Origin of the sequence: Mycobacterium sp. 852002-51057_SCH5723018, assembly GCF_001667035.1 — a bacterium.
In the GTDB taxonomy this organism is placed as follows: domain Bacteria; phylum Actinomycetota; class Actinomycetes; order Mycobacteriales; family Mycobacteriaceae; genus Mycobacterium.
Genome location: NZ_LZIR01000015.1, coordinates 1 through 25,128 on the forward strand (window position 1 = coordinate 1; position 25,128 = coordinate 25,128).

Annotated in this window: 19 protein-coding genes and 2 pseudogenes; 19 read left to right on the forward strand and 2 right to left on the reverse strand. The window is 66.7% G+C overall.

Annotated elements, in window-relative coordinates; translation table 11 throughout:
• Nucleotides 1-82: 82 nt before the first annotated feature.
• Both A5764_RS04380 and A5764_RS04385 read right to left on the reverse strand, forming a co-directional pair.
• Nucleotides 83-2,095, reverse strand: a pseudogene (locus tag A5764_RS04380) (hypothetical protein); the annotation flags it as partial.
• Nucleotides 2,092-2,826, reverse strand: coding sequence for an NUDIX hydrolase (locus A5764_RS04385; RefSeq protein ID WP_067109172.1), 735 nt, complete (start codon nt 2,824-2,826; stop codon nt 2,092-2,094). The pseudogene A5764_RS04380 and the gene A5764_RS04385, both read right to left, overlap by 4 nt.
• Nucleotides 2,827-2,937: 111 nt before the next feature.
• Between A5764_RS04385 and A5764_RS04390 the strand changes: the two genes are divergently transcribed.
• The 19 genes and pseudogenes from A5764_RS04390 to A5764_RS04480 all read left to right on the forward strand — a co-directional run.
• Nucleotides 2,938-4,380, forward strand: a complete 1,443-nt coding sequence (locus A5764_RS04390; protein ID WP_067109175.1) for a CCA tRNA nucleotidyltransferase — start codon at nt 2,938-2,940, stop codon at nt 4,378-4,380.
• Between the two features lie 24 nt (nt 4,381-4,404).
• Nucleotides 4,405-4,914, forward strand: a complete 510-nt coding sequence (locus A5764_RS04395; protein WP_067109177.1) for a pullulanase — start codon at nt 4,405-4,407, stop codon at nt 4,912-4,914.
• 81 nt (nt 4,915-4,995) lie between these two features.
• Nucleotides 4,996-5,325, forward strand: coding sequence for a DUF2563 family protein (locus A5764_RS04400; RefSeq protein ID WP_067109180.1), 330 nt, complete (start codon nt 4,996-4,998; stop codon nt 5,323-5,325).
• Nucleotides 5,292-7,151 carry an alpha/beta hydrolase gene (locus A5764_RS04405; protein ID WP_067109183.1) on the forward strand — a complete coding sequence of 620 codons (1,860 nt, stop codon included), beginning with the start codon at nt 5,292-5,294 and terminating at the stop codon, nt 7,149-7,151. The genes A5764_RS04400 and A5764_RS04405 overlap by 34 nt, the downstream gene beginning before the upstream one ends.
• A 469-nt stretch (nt 7,152-7,620) precedes the next feature.
• Entirely contained in the window at nt 7,621-7,857 is a 237-nt protein-coding gene (locus A5764_RS28065; protein WP_156664493.1) for a hypothetical protein, read from the forward strand.
• Nucleotides 7,858-8,063: 206 nt separating this feature from the next.
• The gene (locus A5764_RS28070; protein WP_156664494.1) at nt 8,064-10,058 is read left to right on the forward strand and encodes a DUF5632 domain-containing protein; all 1,995 of its coding nucleotides are present in this window, start codon (nt 8,064-8,066) and stop codon (nt 10,056-10,058) included.
• A gap of 132 nt (nt 10,059-10,190) precedes the next feature.
• The gene (locus A5764_RS04420; RefSeq protein ID WP_231989606.1) at nt 10,191-11,138 is read left to right on the forward strand and encodes a hypothetical protein; all 948 of its coding nucleotides are present in this window, start codon (nt 10,191-10,193) and stop codon (nt 11,136-11,138) included.
• Between the two features lie 274 nt (nt 11,139-11,412).
• Nucleotides 11,413-11,739, forward strand: a complete 327-nt coding sequence (locus A5764_RS04425; RefSeq protein WP_231989607.1) for a DUF2710 family protein — start codon at nt 11,413-11,415, stop codon at nt 11,737-11,739.
• The gene (locus tag A5764_RS04430) at nt 11,732-12,601 is read left to right on the forward strand and encodes a transglycosylase (RefSeq protein ID WP_067109189.1); all 870 of its coding nucleotides are present in this window, start codon (nt 11,732-11,734) and stop codon (nt 12,599-12,601) included. Before A5764_RS04425 ends, A5764_RS04430 begins: the two co-directional genes overlap by 8 nt.
• A gap of 3 nt (nt 12,602-12,604) precedes the next feature.
• Nucleotides 12,605-14,089 (forward strand): type VII secretion protein EccB, encoded by a 1,485-nt coding sequence (gene eccB / locus A5764_RS04435; RefSeq protein WP_067109192.1) that lies wholly within the window; start codon nt 12,605-12,607, stop codon nt 14,087-14,089.
• 28 nt (nt 14,090-14,117) lie between these two features.
• The gene (eccCa, locus tag A5764_RS04440) at nt 14,118-18,335 is read left to right on the forward strand and encodes a type VII secretion protein EccCa (RefSeq protein WP_067109221.1); all 4,218 of its coding nucleotides are present in this window, start codon (nt 14,118-14,120) and stop codon (nt 18,333-18,335) included.
• Nucleotides 18,336-18,657: 322 nt separating this feature from the next.
• Entirely contained in the window at nt 18,658-18,957 is a 300-nt protein-coding gene (locus A5764_RS04445; protein ID WP_067109195.1) for a PE domain-containing protein, read from the forward strand.
• A gap of 13 nt (nt 18,958-18,970) precedes the next feature.
• The gene (locus A5764_RS04450; RefSeq protein ID WP_067109197.1) at nt 18,971-20,179 is read left to right on the forward strand and encodes a PPE domain-containing protein; all 1,209 of its coding nucleotides are present in this window, start codon (nt 18,971-18,973) and stop codon (nt 20,177-20,179) included.
• A 112-nt stretch (nt 20,180-20,291) separates the two neighbouring features.
• Nucleotides 20,292-20,618, forward strand: coding sequence for a WXG100 family type VII secretion target (locus A5764_RS04455; protein ID WP_067109199.1), 327 nt, complete (start codon nt 20,292-20,294; stop codon nt 20,616-20,618).
• A gap of 34 nt (nt 20,619-20,652) precedes the next feature.
• Nucleotides 20,653-20,946, forward strand: a complete 294-nt coding sequence (locus A5764_RS04460) for a WXG100 family type VII secretion target (RefSeq protein ID WP_067109201.1) — start codon at nt 20,653-20,655, stop codon at nt 20,944-20,946.
• A 79-nt stretch (nt 20,947-21,025) separates the two neighbouring features.
• A complete protein-coding gene (locus A5764_RS04465) occupies nt 21,026-21,856 on the forward strand; it encodes an ESX secretion-associated protein EspG (RefSeq protein ID WP_067109205.1) in 831 nt (276 codons plus the stop codon).
• 126 nt (nt 21,857-21,982) lie between these two features.
• Entirely contained in the window at nt 21,983-23,011 is a 1,029-nt protein-coding gene (locus tag A5764_RS04470) for a MinD/ParA family protein (RefSeq protein ID WP_156664495.1), read from the forward strand.
• Nucleotides 23,008-24,537, forward strand: coding sequence for a type VII secretion integral membrane protein EccD (eccD, locus tag A5764_RS04475; protein ID WP_082951487.1), 1,530 nt, complete (start codon nt 23,008-23,010; stop codon nt 24,535-24,537). The genes A5764_RS04470 and eccD overlap by 4 nt, the downstream gene beginning before the upstream one ends.
• A pseudogene (locus tag A5764_RS04480) lies at nt 24,522-25,128 on the forward strand (type VII secretion-associated serine protease); the annotation flags it as partial. The gene eccD and the pseudogene A5764_RS04480, both read left to right, overlap by 16 nt.

The window sequence follows — 25,128 nt, forward strand, 5'->3', positions numbered from 1 at the left end:
CCCAGCAGCGCCTGGCCGTGGTGAGCAAGACGATCACCGACCTGTTCGGCGCGGTGACGATCGTCAACCCGGGCGGCTCCTACACCCTGGCCACCGAGCACAGCCCCCTCCCGCTGGCGCTGCACAACGGCCTCGCGGTGCCGATCCGGGTGCGGCTACAGGTCGACGCGCCGCCCGGGTTGACGATCGTCACCGCGCCGAACAGGTCGGTGATCGTCTTGCTCACCACGGCCAGGCGCTGCTGGGCCAGCCCGTTACGGGTGTCGGGGGGCTCGGATTGGCTCAGCGCCCGCAGCATGTCCTCGCGCAGCGGCGCGGTGTACTGCACGCCGGTCAGCCCGGTGCGCTCGTCGGTGCTCAGTGCCGACGTCAGGCCCCACAGCCGGCCGACCTGCCCGGCGATGCCGGCGGTGATGTCGTTGTTGAAGCGGCCGCGCGCCGAGTCGTAGGCGGCGGGCCGATCGCCCGGCTCGTTGCGGCCCGCGGCCTCGGCGATGACCGCCGGCAGCGGCCGCGGCACCGCCAGCCCGGAACGGATGGTGGTGGCCAGCGCGGTCAGCATGACCTGCGCGTCATCGGCTTGCAGGTTCCAGGTGGCCGGCGGGACGAGCAGCTGCGTGCGCGGCGCGGCGTCGCGCTGCAGCGGGTGCCAGAAGATGGAGCCCAGGGCATCCTGGCGGCGGGCGGTGTCGGAGTCGTGCGAAAGCCGCACCGACAGCGAGGAATCCAGGTAGGTGGGGACGACCGGGTTGCTGCCCGCGCCGGCGAGCGCGGCCCCGACGGCCGGGTCGAACGGCGCCATCACCACCTGCGGAGACAGACGCCGGGGTGCGGTGTCGACACTGACGGGCGCGTCGCTGCTGGAATCCTGGGCGGACAGGTCGCCGGCGGCGATGGCGACGGTGCCGTCGTTGCCGCTGAGCAGGCTGACCGCGCGGCTGGTCAATGGGCCGTCGGGCAGCAGCGTGGCGCCGCGCGCGGAGGGCACGTCGAGGATGCGGTCGACGATGCCGCCGACGCCGTTGGTGGCGATATCGCCCAGGCCCGGGTCGTTGACGCGTTGCAGGGCATCCAGGTCGGCTTGGGCGTAGGGCAGCGGCGCCACACAGGTGTGGTGGGCCAGCGCGCGCAGCCGGTTGAGCCAGTCGGTGGCGGCGGCCTGGCCGGTCCCCGGATGAGTCGGGGCGCCGGGCAGCTGGGCCGGGGCGTCGGGGGAGTTGGACACCACGTAGCCGCCGGTCATCGCGTTGACGGTGACCAGCAGGTCGGGGTCGACGGCCAGGCACAGCGCGCGGCCGACGGCGCCGTCGGGGTCGACGTCGTGGCTGGTGGCGAACTCGGCCGCCGAGAGCAGGATGTCCAGCCGGCCGCCCTTGGCCAGCGAGGTGGCCAGGTCGTCGTCGACCAGGCGGACCGGGATGGTGCCGCCGGGCAGGCCGGGGGACAGCCGGGGTCGGTCGGCCAGCGGCCACAGCATGGTGATCCACACGGGCTTGGAGGTGTCGGGCGCGACGGCGGAGTCCAGGTCGTCGGCGCGGTCGGGTGGCACGCCGACCACGGGCAGCAGGAACCGCGCGTTGTCGAGGCGGGCGGGGGCGCCGTAGTCGGGGGTCCCGTTGACGTTGACCAGGACGGGGTAGATCCCGGGGTTGTCGACGCCCAGGGATGGCTTGGCCGGCGAGCGCAGCGGGGCCGTCAGCGTGAAGCCCGCTTGCTGGCCGCGCTGCAGTTCGGGCGCCACCGTGAGGAAGTCCGCGGCCGCCTGGTACTGGTCGGTGCTGCCGTCCAGCGACGTGCGCAGCGCCGCCGACGCGGTGACCGCCGAGGCGTGCTCGAGCCGGACCATCACGTCGCGTACGGGCCGGTCGCCGACGTTGGTCACCACCCCGCTGACCGTGACGACGGGTGGGCTGGTCGTGGTCACCACGTCCGGGGTCACCTGGTCGATGCGGACGCGGAGAAACGGGGTGTCTCCCGGCTCGCCGGTGTCCGCGCGCGGCGCCGCAGGCCCGGTGAGCACCGCGAAACCGGCCACGATGCCGACCACCGCGGCCAGGCGCAACAATCCGGTCCAGCAGAGTCGCGGCGCGATCACGGCCCCGGCCCGTGGCCGTTCTTCCGGCCCGTGACGGGCTTGTCGGAATGGCGGGTGCGCGAATGCGTTTGCGGGCGCCGCCGCGGCGAACTGGGCGGCAGCGGCGGAAGCGCGGCCGGGCCGTCGCTTTGCAGCTTGTCGATCAGCTCGTCGGCGACCTGGGCCAGGCGGCGTTCGTCGGCGTAGGCCAGCCGGGACGGCAATTCCCGCATCGGCACCCAGGCGACCTCGGCGACCTCGAGGTCCTCGTCGCACAGCTCGCCGCCCGAGAAGCGCATTAAGTAATGGTGCACGGTCTTGTGCACCCGGCGCCCGTCGGTGACAAACCAGTAGTCGATGCGTCCGAGCGCGGCCAGCACGCTGCCACGGATACCCGTCTCCTCGGCGACCTCACGGATGGCAGTCTGTTCGGCGGTCTCGCCCATCTCGATGTGGCCCTTGGGCAGCGACCACAGCATCCGCCCGCGCCGGTCGATGCGCCCGATCAGCGCCGCGACCTGCGCGTCGCGCGGCCCGTCGATCCCGTCGATGACCAGCCCCCCGGCCGATGTTTCGTGCACCGTGCGCAGCCGCTCCGGCACGCGCCGCGGCGAGCGGGATCGGCCCGGTTTGATGGCCGCCGAGTCACCGGCCGCTTGGACGTCCTTGTTGTTCTCGGTCGCAGCGGCGGCGTCACGACGCCGGCGCCGTCCTCGGCGTCGACGTGGTTTTGCTTGTTCGCCGTCCGACACCCAAGCGATAGTAGCTGGCAAGGGTCCATCTTCCTGAGATACTCGCCGCTCGCGGGGCGGGTGGGACGCGGCGTGCCGATCACCCGACCGATCCGACTACGCTGATCGAACGTGCCTGAAGCCGCCCAGGATGCCGAGCTGCTGGCCGCCGCCGCAGTCGCCCTCAATAGGCACGCCCCTGTGTTGCGGGAACTGGGCTCGATCTTCGACACCGCAGGCCACGAGCTGTACCTCGTCGGCGGTTCGGTGCGCGATGCCTTGCTGGGCAGGCTCAGTCCCGACCTGGACTTCACCACCGACGCCCGGCCCGAGCAGGTCCAAGAGTTGCTGCGGCGGTGGGCCGACTCGGTGTGGGACACGGGGATTCAATTCGGCACCGTCGGCGTCGGCAAGGCCGACTACCGCCTGGAGATCACCACCTTCCGCGCCGACGCCTACGATCAGGTGTCGCGCAAACCCGAGGTGCGTTTCGGCGAAAGCCTCGACGACGATCTCGTGCGCCGCGATTTCACCGCCAACGCGATGGCTGTGCGCATCACCCCGAGCGGTCCGGGCGAATTCCTCGATCCGCTGGGCGGTTTGGCGGCGCTGCGCGCGCGGGAGCTGGACACCCCGGCGGCACCGTCGATTTCCTTCGGCGACGACCCCTTGCGGATGCTGCGTGCAGCGCGGTTCGTGTCGCAACTCGGCTTCACCGTGGCCCCGCGGGTGCGCGAGGCGATCGAAGAGATGGCCCCGCAGCTGGAGCGGATCAGCGCCGAGCGGATCGCCGCCGAGCTGGACAAGTTGCTGGTCGGCGACGACCCGGTGGCCGGCATCGACCTGCTGGTGGAGACCGGAATGGGTGAGGTGGTGCTGCCCGAGGTGGGCGGCATGCGGATGGCCATCGACGAACACCATCAGCACAAGGACGTCTACCAACATTCGCTGACGGTGCTGCGCCAGGCCATCGCGCTGGAGGACGACGGGCCCGACCTGGTGCTGCGCTGGGCCGCGCTGCTGCACGACATCGGCAAACCCGCCACCCGGCGGCACGAGCCGGACGGCGGCGTGAGCTTCCACCACCACGAGGTGGTCGGCGCCAAGATGGCCCGAAAACGGCTGCGGGCGTTGAAGTACTCCAAACAGATGGTCGACGACGTCTCGCAGCTGGTGTATCTGCATCTGCGGTTTCACGGCTACGGCGACGGCAAGTGGACCGATTCCGCGGTGCGCCGCTATGTCACCGACGCCGGACCGCTGCTGCCTCGGCTGCACAAGCTGGTGCGCGCCGACTGCACGACCCGCAACAAGCGCCGGGCCGCCCGCCTGCAGGCCAACTACGACCGGCTCGAGGCGCGCATCGACGAGCTGGCCGCCCAGGAGGATCTGGCGCGGGTACGTCCGGATCTGGACGGCAACCAGATCATGCAGCTGCTCGGCATCCCGGCCGGCCCCGAGGTCGGGGAGGCGTGGCGCTTCTTGAAAGAACTGCGGCTGGACCGCGGGCCGTTGACCACCGAGGAAGCGACCGCCGAGCTGCTGGACTGGTGGCGGTCGCGCGGGAACCGCTAGCGGAGGCCAAGCGTCCGAGAAGGCATGGATTATTGCCTTGCTAGTGACGGTGGCCCCGCGGCCATCTGGCATGGCCAGCCGAGTTTGGATCTCGACGGTGACGGCCGGCTCGACGCGATCGGATTGGATTTCGACGGCGACGGGATGCGGGACGACGCCTTGGCGGATTTCGACGGGGACGGGTTGGCCGATCACGCTGTGCTCGACTTGGACAACGACGGCACCCCGGAGGCCTATTTCACCGATGACGGATCCGGGACGTGGGCGGTGGCCGTCGACCGGGGCGGCCAATTGCGCTGGTTTGGGCTCGATGGCGTCGAGCACACCGGCGGACCGCTGGTCGACTTCGACGGTGTGGGGCAGGCCAACGACCGGCTGCTCGACACCGACGGCAACGGTCTGGCCGACCGGGTGCTGTGCGACGGCGACGGCGGTCTGACGGGCTACGTCGACGCCGATGGCGATGGCAAGTGGGACGTCAAGCTGACCGATACCAACGGCGACGGATTGGCGGATGGGGCCAGCAATTTATGAGGCAGAGTGAATTGAAGAGCGACCGCGCGTTGGTTAGCTTTGGCGGCAATTCAGTGCGGTCGAGTCGGGAAGGAGGCGGCGATGTTCGTCGACGCTGACTTGCTGCATTCGGGGGCCGACGAGTCGCACCGCGCGGGCGGGCTTGCACGCGACGGGGCAGACCAGCTGTCGCGGGGACCGCTGCTATCGGGAATGTTCGGCGGGTTTCCCGCGGCCGACACGTTTCACGATGCGGTGACCGCCGCGCACGCTCAGCACGTCAAAAGCCTGCAGGGCCACCAACAGACGCTGACGGAAGTCGGCCGCAAGGGGCATTACGCCGCCACCGGTTTCGTCGACATGGATGACCGCAACGCCGCAGAAATGCGGGCGGTGCGATGCAGTTCCAATACATCAGCCGTCCGCATCTGATAGCCGAGGCCGGCGGCGACCCATGGGCGATTGACCAAAGCCTGCAAGCTGGACGGCCGGCGCAGATTTCCGATTTAGCGCAGGCGTTTCATGATGCCGGCCGATGCACCGCCGATTCCGCTGCGGCGTTCGGCGAGGCGCGCCGCCGTTTCGAGGCGTCCTGGAACCGGGTGGATGGTGAGCACCCCATCAACGATTCAGCCGAAGTGCAGCGCACGATCGGGTCGCTCGGGGCCCAGTCGATGGAACTGCCCAAGATCGGGGTCGGCTTGGAAAACATCGCTGCCGCGTTGGCCGAGGCGCAGCGCGCGGGCGCAGCGTCGATCTCGACTCTGGAGACCCAACTGCTTCAGATGGACTCCCTGCTCGGGCATGCGTTGGATCTTGAAAGGGATGCCGAGCTCACCGCGGAAGACCGAGCGGCGGTCGACGCGCTGATCCGCGCGCTGGAGCAGCAGGCCATCGACGACACGGTGTCGGCGCTCGACCAGCTTCGGGCGCAACGCCGCGGCTACTCGGAATTTTTGCGGAGCTCGTTGACCACTTTGCGCACCGACGGCTACGACCCCACGGCGATTCAAGGGGTGGACGCGCCGGAGCCGGCAAATGCCGAAGAGCCGGTGTTGCTCCCGGGGGCGGCAACCAGCGCCGAGGACGTCAATCGATGGTGGACGACGCTGAGCGCCGAGCAACAAAGCCGAATGATCGCCGGCCATCCGCCGGAGCTGGGCAATCTCAACGGTGTTCCCGTCGTCGTTCGCGATCGGGTCAACGAGGCGGTGATGAATGACGACCTTCGGCGGGTGCAAGTCCTCGCTGCTTCGAGAGGGGTATCTGTTAGCGACGTACTCGGCGATCCGGGAAGGTACGGGCTGACCGCGGTGGCGGTCACCCGCTACACCAATGCCCGCCGCGCGCAGCAGGGACTAGAGGCGCCGGGCGAGCAGGAACGTTCGCGCGTGTTCCTGTTGAAGTATCAGCCCGAGGCCTTCGGCGGTGAGGGCGCCGCGGCCATCGCGATCGGCAATCCCGACATCGCGGCCAACACCGCGGTCTTGGTGAAGGGTGCGGGTACCGGCGTGCGCGAGGGAACGCTCGCCAAAACCGATGGCACTCGTCTGTATCAGGAGTCGGCCCGCGCTGATTGGGGCAAGGAAACCGCGGTGGTGCTGTGGCTGGGCTACGACGCCCCCGACGGCTGGTATGACCCGGGACTGCGGGAACCGAGTTTGGCTCGCACCGGCGCACAGGCCTTGGCCGCCGACGTGAACGCCTTGGCGGTGACCCACCAAGGCGCGCCGACTCACATGACCGTGGTCGGCCACTCCTACGGATCGACCGTCGTCTCCGATGCCGTGGCGGGCTACGGCATGCGCGCGAACGACGTTGTGTTGGTCGGCTCACCGGGTACCGACCTGGCCCATTCGGCGGCCGACTTTCATCTCTCGCCTGGTGGGCACCTCTATGTCGGGGCGGCTTCGGGCGATGTGGTCACGTGGACGCCCGGTCAGGTGACCGGCCCAGGTCTCTTCGGTCCGAGCTTCGGCGGCCTCGGCGACGACCCGTCCGTCGACGGTTACGGCTCCACGCGCTTTAAAGCCGAGGTGTCGGGCCAGAATCCGGTTCTCGACCACCTGCGTTACTTCGACGAGGGGTCGGAGTCGTTGTTTAGCATCGGCGACGTAGTCTCCGGCCACGGCGACGCGTTGCAGCACGACGGCATGACCGCACGGCACCGCGGCGAATACGGCATCGGCGGATGGCTTGACCCAGAAGCCGCGCGTCCCGCGACGACGGGGCACCGTCATCGCGGGCCGGGAGGCTGAAGCGTCTCAGACTCGTGGTGGTTGCGAGCCGAGCTGGGTTCCGCGGGAAGCTTCACCTAATCCAAGAGCGGATGTACGCGGAGGTGAAACCCAGATCGCCGAAAGCTGCACGCAGGACGCGCCAGAGGCGCTGGTCTGAAGTGACATTGCCGTGTTGACGATTAGCCTTAATTGGGTGATGAATCCCCACCCGCCCCCGACGGCGCAGTGGACTCCGCCCGCTGTACCCGGCCGCCGTGCTTCGAATGGAGGCCTCGTTTTTGCGTTGGCTGTGGTCGGGCTGATCGCCCTGACCGCGCTAGTCGTTGGAATCATTAGCTTGACTCGGCCCACGGGGAGTCGGGCTAGCGCGCCCTCGATCGCAACAAGCCCTTCGCCAACCCTCGCCCCCGAGCAGATCGCCAGCGCTAAAAAGGAACTTTGCTCGGCATATCATCTCGCTGCCCACTCGGTCAATGTGGATACGCATGTGTCGGATACGGCTCTTGCGCGTATCTCATTAATAAATGGCGCGGGGATGCTCGATGCGGCGGCGGCGAATCCGTCGCTGGATGCGAATGATCGAGATGCCGCGCGGGCGTTGGCTTCAGCCTACCGCACTTCTAACGCGGTAAGCAGTGACACAGATGTTTCCTCGCCGCTGTATCAGTCGACAATTGACGAAATAACTAAAGCGAATGCTGCTATGGCGAAAATCTGTCCATAGGCAACACGGGGATAGTGCTGTCGTGTCAGCGAATTGCCTAGAATAGGACGATTGCTCGACGATTTTGGCGGTAACGCGGAATGTGGCTCTAAGGAGGGGTGCTTGTGGCCGGGGACCTGCCAGCGGGCAAGTACACGGTGGCCCTCATCGGCGCATGGTGGCCGCAGCCCTCATCGACACTTCGAGCTGGGGCTCAACATTGGAGCATGCAACAACAGCAGCAGGAACAGTATGCACAAGATTTGCATCGGCAGTGGACGGTGCTGGCTTCCGTAAACAAGGGGCATACAGCTGACGATCTGGTCGCGCGCTTCCAACAGGGTGAAAAGCAGCACCTTGATTTAGCCGAGAAATACAAGGTGAAAGCCGAGGCTTTCGAAAAAGCAGCGGATGCGATAGACAACCTGCGCGAAGGCCTCAGGGATATCGCCGATAACTATAACCAACAGATCGCCAATATCGAGAATTCCAAGGCGCCGATGGTCGTTAAGGCCGCAGAAATTGAGAAGCTAATTGCGGAGGCTAATGGGTTCTCCGCTCATAAGTCCGGCGCCGCGGTCGCGACCCTGACAGACGCTACCCAGAAGATCCTCACGGTCGAAGGCGCGGGAATGTCAGCGCAGCAGTTCATTCAAAGTCAGGGTTTAAGCACAGATGGTCCTCCGAAAGCCCCTGTCGGTGATGGCGACGCTCCTGGCGTGCATGGTGCCGGCGGTGGCGTACATGCGGGCGTCGGCCGCGCTGACGACGCGGGTTCACCGGGGCTGCATGGGCACGGTGCTGTTGCCAGCTACGCGGGAGATCGCGGCCCACCGGGTATGCAAGGCGCAGTCGGCGGCAGCGGCGGGTCGAGTCCCTCCGGCGTCCTCGGCGGTGGCGCTCCGATTCCGGCGGCCGCTGGCGGAGCGCATATCCCAGGCGCCCCTGGCTTGGGTTCGCAGCTACCGGGAAGCGGTCTCTCACCAGCTGCTGCTCTGGGTGGGGCTTCGCCGAGTCAACTGGGCAACTCATTCGCTCAGGGGATGGTGACCGGTCAGCCAGCTGCGGCCGGTGTACATAAGTTGTCGGAAGGGCTGATGAATGCGACCGGGGCTGCGTCAGCTCCCCCTCCGCAGGCGCCCGTTGTCCCACCGGTATCCGCACCGGCCATTACCAGCGGGATCGAATCCGCCGGCGCTGACCATGGCTCGTCGGCAGCGGTCTCGGGGGGATCGGGTGCTCCCGCTGCGTCGCCCGGCGGTGGAAGCGTGCCGATAGCGACCCCGATAGCAGGTGGACCGGTATCCGCCACAATGACTCCGGTGGTCGGAAACCCGGCGGGCCCATTGCCTGTCTACGGTTCAGATCTGCGGCCGCCGGTGGCCGCGGCGCCTTCGGTATCGGCGCCGACAGCGCCGGTGTCAGGGGCACCGGTAGCGCCGTCGCCGTCGACATCGCCGTCAGCCGGTAGCCCAATGATGTCTACCGTCCAGCGCACCTCGCCCGGCCAACTCGGGACAAGCCCGGGTGCGCCGGCAGGCACCGCGGCGCTGTCTGCGGCCACCGGCGCCGCGGCGGGTGACGTATCAAGCCGAGCTGCGGAACAGCAGAGGCTACAGCGCATTGTCGATGCGGTAGCTCGCCAGGCGCCGGAACTTTCCTGGGCCGCTGGCCTGCGCGACGATGGCACAACTCTCCTGGTATGCGGCATCGGGTGCGGGTGGATCCCCCCGAATGTGAAGGTTCCCGTCGGCGTGAATCGACTGTTGGAGCCGGCGCTACGGCGACCCGAGGCAAGCGTGGTCGATCTGCTAGGCACCGTCACCGCTACCGCGGTGCACAAACCACACGGGTTTATCACCAAGCCGGGACCCGATGACCCGCAGCTCACCGCTGATCGTGTCGCCCGCACTGGACCCGAGGTGGAAGAGCTTGGACCGACCCTCGTCGAAGCGGCGCGGCGCCGCGACGGGTTGCCACGCGTCGCCCAGACTTTGGCGCTGGCAGCGACCCGAGGAACAGGGGTTACCGAGAACGAGATTGAGGTGCTGCTTTCGGAGCAACGGTCTGCGTACAAGAAGGCATTAGAGGACCCTCATAACCTGTGGCCGGTGGCCGACTGGATGCTCCTGGCGGCCATCGACGCCCTGATCGAGGGCCACGAATGGCTCGCCATGTACCACATCGCGTGGTTTGAAGCGGTTTCGGCGAAGTTGAGGTGACTACCTATCGAGCGGCGCGCGACCTACGATGCGATTCACCAGGACGTGGCTCGACTGGCAGCGGGAAAGTTAGCCTGATGGCAGGCGAGAATGCGCTTACGCTGCGCTACCTACGAGGTTTGAGGTGGGATCATGACGGGTGGACCCCAAATCACGGGTGGGTCCCAAATCGCGGCGAGCCCTGAGACCTATATCGCGGCGTCTGGAGGATCACCACCCCCACAGATAACTCCGAACAGTATTCCTCCCGCAGGGACCACGCTGGCTGACGGAGGTCAGGCGGCAGTCGCGGCCGCCGGCAACCTCGGCGTCCCCGGTGACCAAGCAGCCAGCGCTCAGGCCGATGCGGACCGCCGCGCGCGTGCCGCCGATGCCGCACAGAAGTTCCCAGCCCACGAGGAAGCTTCATCGCAGCAGTTCCAGCAACTCTCACAGATGATCCCGCAGATGGCGTCGGGGATCGCAGGCGCATTGACGGGCGCGATCGGCGGCATCATGGGGCCGCTCACCCAGATGCCGCAGCAGGCGATGCAGGCAGCGGAGAGCGCTATTCAACCGCTGATGAGCGCCGCGAAAGGCGGCGGAGCGGCCGAGGCCGCGCTGACCGGGATGTCCGGAGAGGAGTCCGCCCTGGGCGGCGCCGGCACCGGTGTGGCCGGACTCGGCGGCGGCGGTGGTGGCGGCATCGGCGCCGGTGGCGGCACGACGCCGACGGGCTACATGGGTCCGCCGCCCGTACCGACGTCGTCACCGCCCACGACACCGGCGTCGGCTGTGAGGCCGACGATGGCGACCCCAACCGGTGGGACGCCGGCGCCGACAGGGCCGATGGGCATGACCGGGATGCCGATGATGCCCGCAGGAGCGATGGGAGCGGGGGCCGACGGCGGAAGCAAGGACAAGCCGACAGAGAAGCGGCTGACCGTTCCCGGCGTTCCCAACGGCCAGCCGGTCAAGGGCCGCTTGACGGTCCCGCCGAGCGTCCCTGTCACGAAGTCCACGGAGGGCAAGCCGCCCGTCGTCACAAGGCCCAATCGGAGGATTGTGATCGTCCCGTCAGACGAAGAGGCGCAGGAATAATCCAGGCCGCCAGCCGCTGAAAACCTCGATTTCCAATGGGCCTTGAATTGACATTTTGCGACTTGTCACCACCGCCAAAAAAGTGAGTAGTCGCCCCCCGCCGACGGCAGTAATGTCATAACCGTGTGGCCGGTACACAACTACGGTCGGCTCGATGGAGGGAAGCTGACCGGCGTGGATCACGTCTGTCTTCCCCAAACCCCCTGCGGCGCAGAGGCATCGGCCCTTGCCGCGGCGGGCACCGTTCCGCGCCCCGGGCCAGAAGGTGCCACTAATGGGTGAGATGCATGAGGCGCGGCCGGTCCCCGCAACGGACAAGGAGTTGGTCGATCAGGTCCTGGCCGACTTAAAGGAGAATTTCGAGAAGTGGGAGGCGGTGCTGGCCGCGCAACAGTCGGTCACTTTTACCGCTGACATCGGCGACATCTATGCGGTGTGCAATTCCGACGGGCGCCTGACCGGGCTGTCGTTGGCCCCACACGTGACGACCTCCTACACGTGCCGCGAGCTGATGGATCGACTCAATAGGGTTTTCGAGGCGCTGCGCGAGGAAGCGCAGGGCGATTTCGATCGCAACTACGGCGGGGGCGTCGTTGACTGATCCTTTTATGGCGCAGGTGGTGGCCGCCTTGTCCCGCGGCCACGGCTTGTTCGTCGGCGAGGACGCCGGTGCCGGCCTCGGTGACACACCTGTGCAGACATACGGCCGCGCCGACGGGATACGTCGAACGACCGGCCAGTTGCCCACGATCGTGGCGGCCCAGTCACACGCTTCGACGGAGCGGCTGCGACGCCTGGCCAATACCGACGGCGCCCTAGCCGCCCTCCTGGCGCGAGCGCGGGCCGAACGCGCGCACGGGCTCGTGGCAACCCGCCGCAATCTGGACGCCGCGGTGGCCGATGCGATACCGGGGGCCGATACGCCAATAGGCCGTCGGGACGCGATCGCCCGGATGGCCGGCCGGTTGCGCACACAACACGGCCACATCGTGAGCTCCCGGGCACGCGCGCGCGTCTTGACGGAGCGGTTGCGGCGCCTGCGGTACCTGCACACGCACCCACGCCGACGCGGCCCCGTCGGCACCGGGCACGCCGCGGTGCTGACCGCGATCCGGAAAGCCTTGGATATCAAGGGCATTCACGACCCCGTGGCGCGTGCCCGGTGGGAGCGCGGCATGGACTTGGTGGCGCGCCGTGAGTCGAACTACGACGCCAACGCCGTAAACGGTTGGGATGTCAATGCGGCCAGGGGCACACCGAGCAAGGGCGCCTGGCAGTTCATCGCCCCGACCTTCGCCGCCTACCACGAGCCCGGGACGTCGACGAGCATCCACGACTTGGTCGCGCAAGCGTGTGCCTTCATCAACTACGCGCGCGGCCACTATGGGGTCGCCGCCGACGCGTCGAACTTGGCCAATCGGATTCAGCAAGCGGATCCCCGCCGCGCACCCAGGGGTTATTGAGCGATGCCATTGAGTTTGTCGAACCGCGACCAGAATTCGGGCCACCTGTTTTACAACCGGCGGCTGCGCGCAGCGACGACCCGTTTCTCGGTGCGCATGAAACACGACGACCGCAAGCAGACCGCGGCCCTGGCGCTGTCGGTGGTGTTGGTTGCCATCGCTGCGGGCTGGATGGTCCTGCTCAATGTGCTCAAACCGAGTGGCGTAGTGGGAGATTCGGCGATCATCGGCGACCGCGAATCCGGTGCGATCTACGCCCGCATCGACGGCCGGTTGTATCCGGCGCTGAATTTGACCTCGGCGCGGCTGGCCACGGGCACCGCAGGGCAACCGACGTGGGTGAAACCGGCCGAGATCGCCAAGTACCCGACCGGGCCCTTGGTCGGCATTCCGGGCGCGCCGGCGGCGATGCCGGTGAACCGGGGCGCCGTGTCCGCGTGGGCGGTCTGCGACACGGCGGGCCGGCCGCGCACCGCGGATAAGCCGGTGGTGACATCGATCGCTGGCCAACTACTGGGCGGTCGGGCGACGCCGATGCCGAAGGATGCGGCGCAACTGGTGACCTTCGAAGGTGCCAGCTATGTGATCTGGGGTGGCAAACGTTCGCGGGTCGATCCCGCCGACCGGGCCGTGACGTTGAGCCTGGGACTTGACCCGGGAACCACTGTCCCCGTAGAGATCTCGCGCGCACTCTTCGACGCAATGCCCGCGACAGAGCCGCTGCGCGTGCCCAAGGTGCCCGACGCCGGCACGCCGTCGAGGTGGCTGCCGGGTTCTCAGGTGGGCGCGGTGCTGCAGGCGCAGACGGCCGGTGGCGGCAGCCAGTTCTACGTCTTGTTGCCCGACGGCGTGCAAAAGGTCGGCGGCTTCGTGGCCGATCTGCTGCGCAGCGCCAACTCGTACGGGTCGACGACGCCGCGCACGGTCACTCCCGACGTGCTCGTCAACATCCCGGAAGTAAATTCGCTTCCCGTCGACTACTACCCGACCGGTCATCTGAATTTCGTTGACTCCGGCGCGAATCCAACGACTTGCGTGAGTTGGGAGAAGGCATCGACCGACCCGCAGGCCCGGGTGGTGGTCTATAACGGCCGCGGTCTTCCGGTTCCGTCGTCCATGGATAACCGGATCGTGCGTCTCGTGCGCGACGACCGCGACCCGGCGTCCGTCGTGGCCAATCAGGTGCTGGTGTTACCGGGTGCCGCGAACTTCGTGACGTCGACAAGCGGTGTGATTACCAGCGACTCAAGGGAATCGTTGTTCTGGGTGGCCGACAACGGGGTGCGGTTCGGCATCGCCTCCGACGATTCGACGCTGCGTGCGCTTGGCCTTGATCCCGCGACGGCGGTGCAGGCGCCATGGCCGTTGCTGCGCACCTTTGCCGCCGGGCCGGCGCTGTCGCAACAAGCGGCGCTCGTGGCGCGTGACACCGTCCCGGTGCTCGGGCAGGCGGCCGTGCTCACGACGTCGGCCAAGGCGGGGGGCTAACGGATGGTCATTGGCGGAGGGCGAGAAGATGTCTAAACGAGCGTTCCCGATCAACCGGGTCAAAATCCAGCCGCCGAAACCCGTTCGGGTGGCACCGAGTGCGCCGATAGCGCTCCCGGAACGCGAGCCGCGCAACATCTGGGTAATGATCGGCGTGCCGGCGCTGATCGTCGCGCTTATCGGCACCATCGTCATGCTGTATGTCTCGGGGGTACGCAGCCTGTCGACGGGTTTTTTCCCGCTGATGGGAATCGGCGCGTTCAGTATGTTGGCGTTTTCGGGGCGACTCGGGCGCGCGCGCAAGATCACCTGGGGTGAGCTGGAAAAGGGGCGGCGCCGGTACCTTCGCGACCTGGACGTCACCCGGGACGAGATTCAGACCGCGGTGTGCGCGCAACGCAATTGGCAGCAGGCACTGCATTCCGATCCACGCGGACTGGGCGCCATCATCGGCGGCCCGCGGATGTGGGAGCGCTCGCGCAGCGATGTCGATTTCCTCGAGGTACGCCTGGGCACCGGGGTGCAGCACGCTCCGGATTCCGTGTTGTCGGTGACCTGGCCCGACATTTCCTCCGATGAGGAGCTGGAGCCCGTCACCGGGCAGGCCCTGCGCGATTTCATCTTGGAGCAGCGCAAGATTCGCGATATCGCCAAGGTGGTGAACCTGCGCTCGGCGCCCGGGTTCAGCTTCGTCGGCGAGGATCTCAACCGGGTCCGGTCGCTGATGCGCGCGATGCTCTGCTCGCTGGCGGTGTTTCACAATCCCCGCGATCTCAAGTTGATGGTGGTGACGCGCAACCCGGAGCTGTGGTCGTGGATGGTGTGGCTGCCACACAACTTGCACGACGAGCTGTTCGATGCGTGCGGGTGGCGACGGCTGGTCTTCGCCACACCCGAAGAGCTGGAGGGGACGCTAGGCGCCGAGTTGCACATGAAGGGCAAGCGCGGCCAGTGGACGCCCCCGGCGGCAGCCAGCCCGACCACCATGGGGTCGGCCCTGGAGACCGGTCAACCCGATCCCGCGGCGGGTCTGGGCCCGCACTGGGTGATCGTTGACGACAACACCGGCAGCCCTGAGGCATGGGAGAGCGTGGTCGGCCAGGTCGGCAAGGCTGGAATCACGGTGCTGCGCATCGCTTCCCGGGCCGGCATTGGAGTGGGATTCGACAGGGACCAGCTCTACGAGATGAGCGAGCGGGACACGGCGGCAGACAACGGCGCATCCAACGGATCCGTCAAGTTCAGCCGGAATGGCGACGATGCCGATGAAGGCGATGACCGTCCCGCCCCGTTACTGCGCACCGGCGGAAAGTTCTTCGCCCACGCCGACCAGCTGTCGATTCACCGGGCCTACCGGTATGCGCGCGCGATGGCGCGGTGGTCACCGACGAGCAGCAGCGAACTCGCCGATTCCACGAGCGGAGCCGCCGAGCTCCTGCGGGGGCTGGGAATCAGCGACCCCCGCGAACTGGATGTCGACCGGTTATGGGCCGAGCGGCGGGGGAGGGGCGACGAGCGGTGGTGTGAGATCCCGGTCGGCGCCAAGCCGAACGGTGAGTTGCAAAACGTCATCATCCGCGCAAAAGACTTCGGCGGCTTCGGATTCCACTCCGTGGTCATCGGTACCAGCGGCTCCGGCAAGTCGGAGTTCTTCTTGTCGTTGGTCTACGGCATCGCCCTGACGCACTCGCCGGAAGCTTTCAACGTCATCTTCGTCGACATGAAGTTCGAATCGGCGGCCCAGGACATCATGGGCATCCCTCATGTGGTGGCCGCACTGTCGAACCTCGGCAAGGACGAACGACACCTGGCCGAGCGGATGCGCAGGGTCATCGACGGCGAGATCAAACAGCGCTACGAGTTGTTTACGTCGGTGGGCGCGCGCGACGCGAATGACTACGAGGAGATCCGGTTGGCCGGGCGCGACCTGCCGCCGGTGCCCGTACTGCTCGTGATCGTCGACGAGTATCTGGAATTGTTTGCCAATCACGAGAAGTGGATCAACCTGATCATCCACATCGGTCAGGAGGGACGCGGCGCCAACGTCTTCTTCATGTTGGGTGGGCAACGCCTGGACCTGTCGTCGCTGCAGAAGGTCAAGTCCAACATCGCCTTTCGGATTGCCCTGCGGGCCGAGTCCGGCGATGACAGCCGCGAGGTGATCGGTTCGGACGCCGCCTACCATCTGCCGTCGAAAGAGAACGGTTTCGCGTTGCTCAAAGTCGGCCCGCGTGACCTCGAGCCGTTCCGCTGCTTCTATCTGTCGGCGCCGTTCGTGGTGCCGAAGAGAACGCAGGCGGTCAAGACCGTCGACATGACCTTGACCCAGCCGCGGCTCTACAACTGGCAATACCAGCCCTTGGACGAAGCCGACTCCGCGGCGTTGGAGGCGGCGTCGGCCGCGGACGCCGAACCCGACGAATTCCTCTATCACGACGATGGTTTCAAGAAGAAGAAGATCGTCGACGTGTTGCGGGAGTCACTGCATGGCGTGCCACACCGGGCGCCGCGCCGCCCGTGGTTGGAGCCACTGGAAGTCCCCGAGTCCGTCGACGCCCTGGTCGCTGGATACCGGGGCAAGCCGTGGCATGTCGACTACGGTCGCAACCCGGGGCTGATGTTCCCGGTGGGCGTCATGGACATCCCAGAAGAGTCCAGGCAGATCGTGCATGCGGTGGACGCCCTGCGCAGCAACATCATCGTGGTGGGCGCCAAGCAGCGCGGCAAGACGACGACCTTGATGACGTTGATGTGCTCTGCCGCAACGATGTACACGCCGGCGCGGGTGACCTTCTTCTGCATCGGCGGGGCCACCCTCGCGCAGGCGGCATCGCTGCCGCACGTCACCGACATCGTCTCCCCGAAGGACCACGAGGGCGTCGAACGCATCCTGAGCACGATGGATGCGCTGATCGATGCGCGCGAAGATTCGTTCCGGCGACTCAAGATTGACCTCGACGGCTTCCGCGAGCGGCGGTTCGGCGTCGGCAGCGACGGGCTGGGTGGGACCGATCCCAACGATCCGTTCGGCGACGTCTACGTCGTGGTGGACGACTACGACGATCTGTACTCGAAAGACACCGTCTTGGGTGACCGGATCATCGCGCTGAGCAGCCGCGGGCCCGAGTACGGGGTGCACGTGATGTGCAGCGCCGGGGGCTGGATTCACGGGCAGCGGCAGAGCCTGCTCCAAAACGCAACGGCACGAATCCAATTGAGGTTGGCCGACCCGAGCGAAAGCCAGATGGGACACTCGTCAATCGAGTCGCGGGAAGCGGCGCGGCGCACGCTGAACCGCCCTGGCTTCGGATTGACGGATAGCTTGCACGAGCTGCTCGTGGGTGTTCCGGCGCTGGCCGATCCCGCCACCGGCACGATTGTCGGCATCACCGAGGTCGGCGCCCGCATCGCCGAGGTCGCCGGAGTGACCAAGCACGCGAGCCTGCAGCGGCTGCCGCAGCGGGTGGCATTGAAGTCGATCGTCGAGTACGCAGCCGCAAACCCCAGCGGAGACGACCTTTCGATCGCGTTCGCCATCGGCGAGCGCCACGAGCTCGGGCCGGTTCCGCTGAAGCTGCGCGAGAGCCCGGGGCTGGTGATTTTGGGGAGGCAGGGCTGCGGTAAGACGACGGCGTTGGTCGCCATCGGTGAGGCCGTCATGAGCCGGTTCAGCCCGGAGGAGGCCCAGCTGACGCTGATTGACCCCAAGACGGCGCCGCACGGTCTGCGTGACCTGCATGCCCCGGGTTATGTGCGCGCGTACGCCTACGACCAGGACGAGATCGACGAGGTGATCACCGAGCTGGCCCAACAAGTGTTGCTGCCCCGGCTGCCTCCCAAGGGCCTGAGCCAGGAGGAGTTGCGGGCGCTCAAGCCCTGGGAGGGATGCCGGCACTTCGTCCTCATCGACGATGTCCAGGATCTGCGTCCCGATCAGGGTTACCCGGCCAAGCCACCGGTCGGTGCGGCGTTGTGGAAGTTGATGGAACGCGCCCGTCAGATCGGTTTGCATGTATTCACCACCCGCAATAGCGCGAACTGGGCGACGCTGACCATGGATCCTTGGATGCGGTTCCAGACGGCGGCAAAAGTGGGCCAGCTATTCATGGATAACGACCCAGAGAACAAGATCAACCGGTTCGTCCGTGCCCAAGCGCTTCCGCCAGGGCGTGGTCTGCTAGTCGGTGTCGACGGCGATATCGAAGGAATTTTGGTCGGGCTACCATCCGCCGTTCTTGGGCAGTAGTCCGCGCATTTCGTAATGCACGGAATTGTTGGCGGAGACGCCGCTGAAGTGAAAATGCTGATTTCAGCCCGTTAGGGAAGCAGCGCCCTGTTAGTCAAAGTGACCGGCGTTACAGAAGTGGCCTAGAGCGGTCAATGCGCTAACAGTGACAAAAGAAAGCGATGGGCCGAACGAAGGCACTAGAGGCGGAATTCGATACGGCTCGAACTGGGCCAATAAAACATGTGCACAATGAAGCAAGTGAACACACGCCTCGCCAGCACACATTAGACTTATGGATTATTCGCAGTAGACCGGACTGCGAGACGTTCGGGAGGGAAATATGTCGTGGTTTGTACAGCCTGAGGCGGTCTTGGCCTCGGCAGGCTCGGAGTCGGCGATCAGTGCCGAGACAGCGGCGGCGGCTTCGGCGGCGGCGGCGGCCTTGCTCGGCACGACGCCGATGGGCGGTGACCCTGACTCGGCGATGTTCTCGGCGGCGCTCAACGCCTGCGGCGGCTCCTATCTCGGTGTGGTCGCCGAGCACGCCGCCCAGCGTGGGCTGTTCGCGGGCACGCAGGGTGTCGCGTCCGGGGTGTACGTGGCTACCGAGGCTGCGCGCGCGGCGGCGCAAGCGCTGTAAAAGGGGACTGCGTATGGCGGATCCGGGTTGGGCTGCGCGTACGCCGGAAGACAACGATCTGCTCCTCAAGGCCGGGGTCGGGGTGGCGACCCATGTCGCCAACCAGGCGGCTTGGACCGCCTTGGGGGCCAGCCATCACGCTTCTGGCGTCGCGTCGGCAATCAACACCGTCGCGACTACGGCCAGCTGGATGGGTGCCGGGTCGGCGGCGTCGGCGGCGAACGTCACCATGCTCAACGCTTCGCTGAACGGGTTGGCCGGCTGGGTCGACGTCAAGCCGGCGGTGGTGGCGGCGGCGGTCACGGCGTACGAGACGGCGAACGCTGGCATGCGCCCTGCTCCGGAGTGCATCGGCAACCGCACCGAGTGCGCCTTCGATAACGGCATCAACCCCCTTGTTTTATGGAGTTTGACGCCGCGAATCACCTCGCTGGAGATCGAGTACTACGGGGTGATGTGGCCGAACAACTCTGCGATGGGCGCCAGCTACGGCGCAATCCTCACGACGCTGGCCGAAAGCCTGGCAATACCACCGCCGATAGCCACTATGGGCGCCTCGCCGGCGGCGCCGGCGGAGGCAGCATCGGCGGTCGGAGAGGCGGCGGCCCAAACTGCGGCCGGCGACGGGATGCGCTCGGCTTTCCAGGGCGCGCAGGCGGGCACCCAGGGCGCCGGTCAAGCGGCGTCGCGCGGCCAAGACATGGGTAGCCAGGTCAGCACGCTTATGGGGCCGGTCCAATCGATGATGGGAGCGATTCCGCAAGTGCTCCAGGCGCCGTCGCAGCTGATGCAGACGCCGATGAGCGCGATGCAGCCGCTGCAGTCGATGATGGGCATGTTCGCCAACCCCGGCGCCATGGGAATGGGCGGTGCGGCGCCTGGTATTTCGGCGGCCTCGGCGACCAGCGGACTGTCCGCGGCGGAGGCCGGGGCATCGGCCGGCGCCGGCGGTGGAGGTGCATCCTTCGGTGGCGCCGGCGTGCCCGCGAGCACCTTCACCCGGCCGGTGAGCGCCTTCGAGCCGACCACCAGCGGTCGGCCGGTGGGGCTGCGGCCCAGCGGGGCGTTGGGTGCCGACGCCGTTCGCCCACCGACGACGACGACCGCCGGTGGCAGCACCATCGGCGGTATGCCGGTTGGTCATGCGGCGGCAGGTCACCGCGACTCCCACGGCAAGTCCGAACAGCCCGCAACGGCGCGGGTTATTGATGATCGCGTGTAGTAATTGCCCTGCTCACAGGGTGAATCGACACATTTGAATAGGCCCCATACACTGCAACCCACACCCCGGATGATCAAAGTGGGGAACGGCCAGCCGGAGAAGGAGAAATAGCGTGCCCAACTCAATCGTCGTAGACGCAAGCGTGTTGCGTGCTACCAGCGACAAAATTCAGGAACACATGGAGCAGGCCATCGCGATCGCCAAGGGCTACCTCGCGAATCAGGAAAACGTGATGAGCCCCGGGACGTGGTCGGGTGCGGGCGTGGTCGCCTCGCATGCCACCGCCACCGAGGTCGCCAACGACTTGAACAAGGTCCTGACCGGAGGGACTCGCCTGGCCGAGGGGCTCAAGCAGGCCGCGGCCCTGATGGAAAATCACGAAGCCGACTCACAGGCCGCTTTTCAGGCCCTGTTCGGCGGCGGCGCCCAAAACGTTTAATCACCTCTAGACTTTCTCGAAAGGAATTTTGACCATGACGAACCCGCTAATTGCTTACAACCCTGCCGCCGTGGCGGATTTCGCCACGGACGTGGGCGCTCGTGCCGGACAGCTCGAGGCGATTCATTCCGACACCGCCAGGTTGACCAACGCGCTGCAAGAGTTTTTCGCCGGCCACGGCGCGGCGGGGTTTTTCGACGCCCAGAACCAGATGCTTTCGGGACTGCAGGGCCTCGTCGACACGGTGCGTCAGCACGGTGTGACCACCAGCCACGTGCTCGACGGCGCGATCAGCACCGACAATCACATGCGGGGCCTGTTCCTCTGAAATGCCGTTGCCCCAGGGGCACTCGCGTGCCCACTGGGGCCATCAACCCGCGGTCGGGACCGGTTGAGGTGGAACCTCGATGCTGACAACGACGGTCGACGGCCTGTGGGTGCTGCAGGCGGTGACCGGGGTGGAGCAGACCTGCCCAGAGCTCGGCCTGCGCCCACTGTTGCCGCGGCTCGATACCCCGGAGCGCGCGCTGCGCCATCCGGTCGCGGCCGAACTGAAGGCCTGCGGCGCTCTCGACGAAGCCGGCAACGTCGATCCGATGATCCGCGAATGGCTCACCGTGCTTTTGCGCCGCGACCTCGGATTGCTGCTGCACATCAACGTGCCGGGCCGCGATCCGACGCGTGCGGCCATCTGCCGGTTCGCCACATGGTGGGTGGTCCTGGAACGTCACGGCGAGCAGGTGCGGCTCTATCCGGCCGGCACCGCGAGGGACGAGGCCGCGGCCTCCGAACTCGTGGTCGGTCAGATAGAGAGGCTGTGCGGGGTCGCAGAAGTGGCGCCGCTGCGGCCGGTCACCCTCGACACCGAGCAGTTACTCGAATCCGTGCGGGACGCCGCCAGCCTGAAATCGTTTCTGCTCAACCAGCGCTTGGACGTTGACCAGCTGCACATAGTGACCATGGCCACCGATCCGGCGCGTTCGGCGTCCGCGTCGATCGTGGCGCTGCAGGCCGGTGTCGGCCCGGAAAGCACGGCCCGCCTTGCGATCGGGGAGTCGGCAGTGGCCATCGTCGATACCCCGGCCGGCCGGCTGTGCGTCGAAGGCCTGACGTCGGGCGGCCGTCGCTACCAGGTCGTCTCGCCGGGATCGCGTAGCGACATCGGCGCGGCGGTGCGGCGGCTCATTCGAAACCTGCCCGCGGGCGAGGAGTGGTACTCCTACCGCCGGGTGGTCTGATCGACCCAGTTAAACCGGCCGTTACGACCAATCTTCGTAATAACAAAGCCTAACGTACTTGTAATGCACTGCGGGGGTTAGAGATCGCGCAAACCACGTATCGCCAATCGTGTTAGCATCGAAATCGTGACCACCCCTTGGAATGACCCTAATATGTTTGACGAAGACAGGCTTGGGCGGGGGGATCCGCCAGCGGGGCGCCACCGGGATTCGGTATCGGATACGATGCGTATCACCGATTTAGCTGCCCCCCGGAAAATTCCTCCGGGATCGGGCTGGCGGAAATTCATCTACAGCATTTCGTTTCATAAGATAAATCTCGGCGAATCGCCGGGCGAGCGGCATTATCGTGAATTAAGGGAACGTATTCGCCGGCATATCCGGCGGCAATTTGTGATCACGTTGGTCTCCGGCAAGGGCGGGGTGGGCGTGTCGACGATGGCCGCGTGCATCGGTGGTGTGTTCCGGGAATGCCGCCCGACGAACGTGATTGCCATCGACGCGGTGCCGGGGTTCGGCACCCTGTCGGACCGGATCGACGAGTCGCCGCCCGGCGACTACACGGCGATCATCAACGACACCGACGTCCAAGGGTATGCAGACATCCGCGAGCACCTCGGCCAAAACGCGGTGGGGCTGGACGTGTTGGCCGGCAACCGTACCTCGGACCAGCCCAGGCCGTTGGTACCCGCGATGTTCGCCGGGGTGCTGGCGCGGTTGCGCCGAACCCACAACGTCATGGTCGTCGACACCGCCCCTGATCTTGAACACCCCGTGATGAAGACGGTGCTGGACAACACCGACACACTGGTTTTCATATCGGGGATCACCGCGGACCGGTCCCGTCCGGTGCTGCGCGCCATCGACTTCCTCAGCGCGCAGGGCTATCACGAGCTGGTTTCGCACAGCACCGTGATTATCAACCACACCGACGACGCGGTCGACAAAGACGCGTTGGCGTATCTGACCGAGCGGTTCACAAAGGTCGGAGCGACCGTGGAAGTGATGCCGTATGACCCGCACCTGGCAAAAGGCGGGATCATCGACACGGTCCACGAGTTGAAGAAGAAGTCGCGGCTGCGGCTCTTCGAAATCACCGCCGCGCTGGCCGACAAGTATGTTCCCGACGCCGGTGCCGAGAGGGCGCAACAGTGACATCGCCGCATAAGGTCGCGTTCCCGGCGCGCTGTGCGGTCAACATTTCCTACGACAAGCACCTGTGCTCGCAGGTGTTCCCTGCCGGAACCCCGGTGGAGGGATTCTTCGAGGGCATGGTCGAGCTGCTCAGCGACGATCTGAAGCGCAAGGGTTTCGACGGCGTCGTGCTGCCCCCCGGCAGCTACGAGCTGCACAAGGTCAACGGCGTGCGGCTGGACATCAACAAGAGCCTCGACGAGCTCGGCGTCCAAGACGGCGACACCCTGGTGCTGGTGCCCAGGGTCGACGGCGAGTCGTTTGAGCCGCAATACGAATCGTTGTCCACCGCGTTGGCCGCCATGGGCAAGTGGCTGGGCCGCGACGGCGGTGATCGGATGTTTGCGCCGGTGACGGCGCTGACCGCAGCGCACACGGCGATCGCGATCCTCGCCATGGCGGTCGGTGTGGTGGTGGTTCTGACGCTGCGGGAACGCACTTTCACCGACAGCCTGATCCCGGCGGCGGTTGCGGGCGCGGTTGGCGTACTTCTGGTGGTTGCGACGGTCGTGGTGTTTTGGGGCTGGCCGCAACGGCGCGACATGTTCAGCGGATTCGCTTGGCTGACAGTGCTTTTGCTGGCCACCGCAGGGGCCTGCGCGCCGCCCGGGCGGCTGGGGGCCCCGCATGGGCTGATCGGGCTCGTGGTGGTGATTCTGGGTGCCATCGCGATCAGCGTCGCGACACACAAGCGTTGGCAGACCGCTGTCGCGACGGCGGTGGTGACCATGTGTGGGATCGCCGCCGCGGTGGCCGCCGCCCGGATGTTTCGACCCGTGTCGGTGCAGGTGCTGTCGATCTGCGTGCTGTTCGGGCTACTGGTGTTGGTGCGGATGGCGCCGACGATCGCGCTCTGGGTGGCGCGGGTACGGCCACCGCACTTCGGATCGATCACGGGCCGAGATCTATTCGCGCGCCGCGAGGGCATGCCCGTCGACACGGTTTCTCCGGTCGGCGCGAACGAAACCGAAGACGAGGACGACGAACTCACCGACATCACCGCCCGCGGTGCCGCGATCGCCGCCTCGGCGCGGTTGGTCAATGCGGTGCAGGTGGGTTTGTGTGTCGGGGTGTCGGCGCTGCTGCCCGTCGCGGTGTGGGGTGTACTGGCCCCGGGGCGTCATTGGGCGTGGCTGGCGCTGTTGGTGGCAGGCCTCGTGGTTGGCATCTTCATCACGCAGGGCCGCGGATTCGCCGCCAAATACCAGGCCGTCGCGCTGGTGTGCGGGGCATGTGCCGCGGTGTGCGCAGGCGTCGTCAAGTACGCGCTGGCCGGACCACGAAACCTCGAGACCGCGCTGATCTGGCCAGTGGTGCTGATCGCGGCCTTCGCCGCATTGGGTTTGGCCGCAGCGCTTTTGGTACCTGCCACTCGGTTCAGGCCGTTGATCCGGTTGACCGTGGAGTGGCTTGAAGTGTTAGCCATGATCGTGTTGCTGCCGGCCGCTGCTGCGCTGGGAGGGCTGTTCACGTGGCTTCGCCAGTGAAACCGGCGTGCACACGGGCCGCCGCGATCATCGCAGCCCTGACCCTGATCGCATTTGCGGGAAATATCCCTGCGGCCCAAGCGATTTCACCACCCAAGGTAGACCCGGCGGCGGTGCCGCCCGACGGGCCACCGCGCCCGGACCAACCGATGCGGCGTGCCAATAGCTGCTCGGTGCCGATCACGGTGAAAGTTCCCGACGTGTCGCAGATGGCACCCGGGTTCGACCTGCTCAACATCAGCCGTGCATGGCAGTACAGCACCGGCAACGGGGTGTCCGTGGCCGTGATCGACACCGGGATTTCCCCCAATCCGCGATTGCCCACCGTTCCGGGCGGCGACTACATCATGGGCGAGGACGGGCTCTCTGATTGCGACGCGCACGGCACCGTGGTGGGTGCGATCATCGGCTCTGCGCCACAAGGGCTTTTGCCGATGCCGCGGCCGATACCGGCGACGCCGGCATTTCCTCCCCCCGCCGGGCCGCCGCCGGTCACCGGGGCCGCTCTGCCGCCGGTGGAGCTACCGCCGCCGGTGGCTCCGCCCCCGCCATCGCACGAACACCACTGCGACACCGAGCACCACGGCAAAT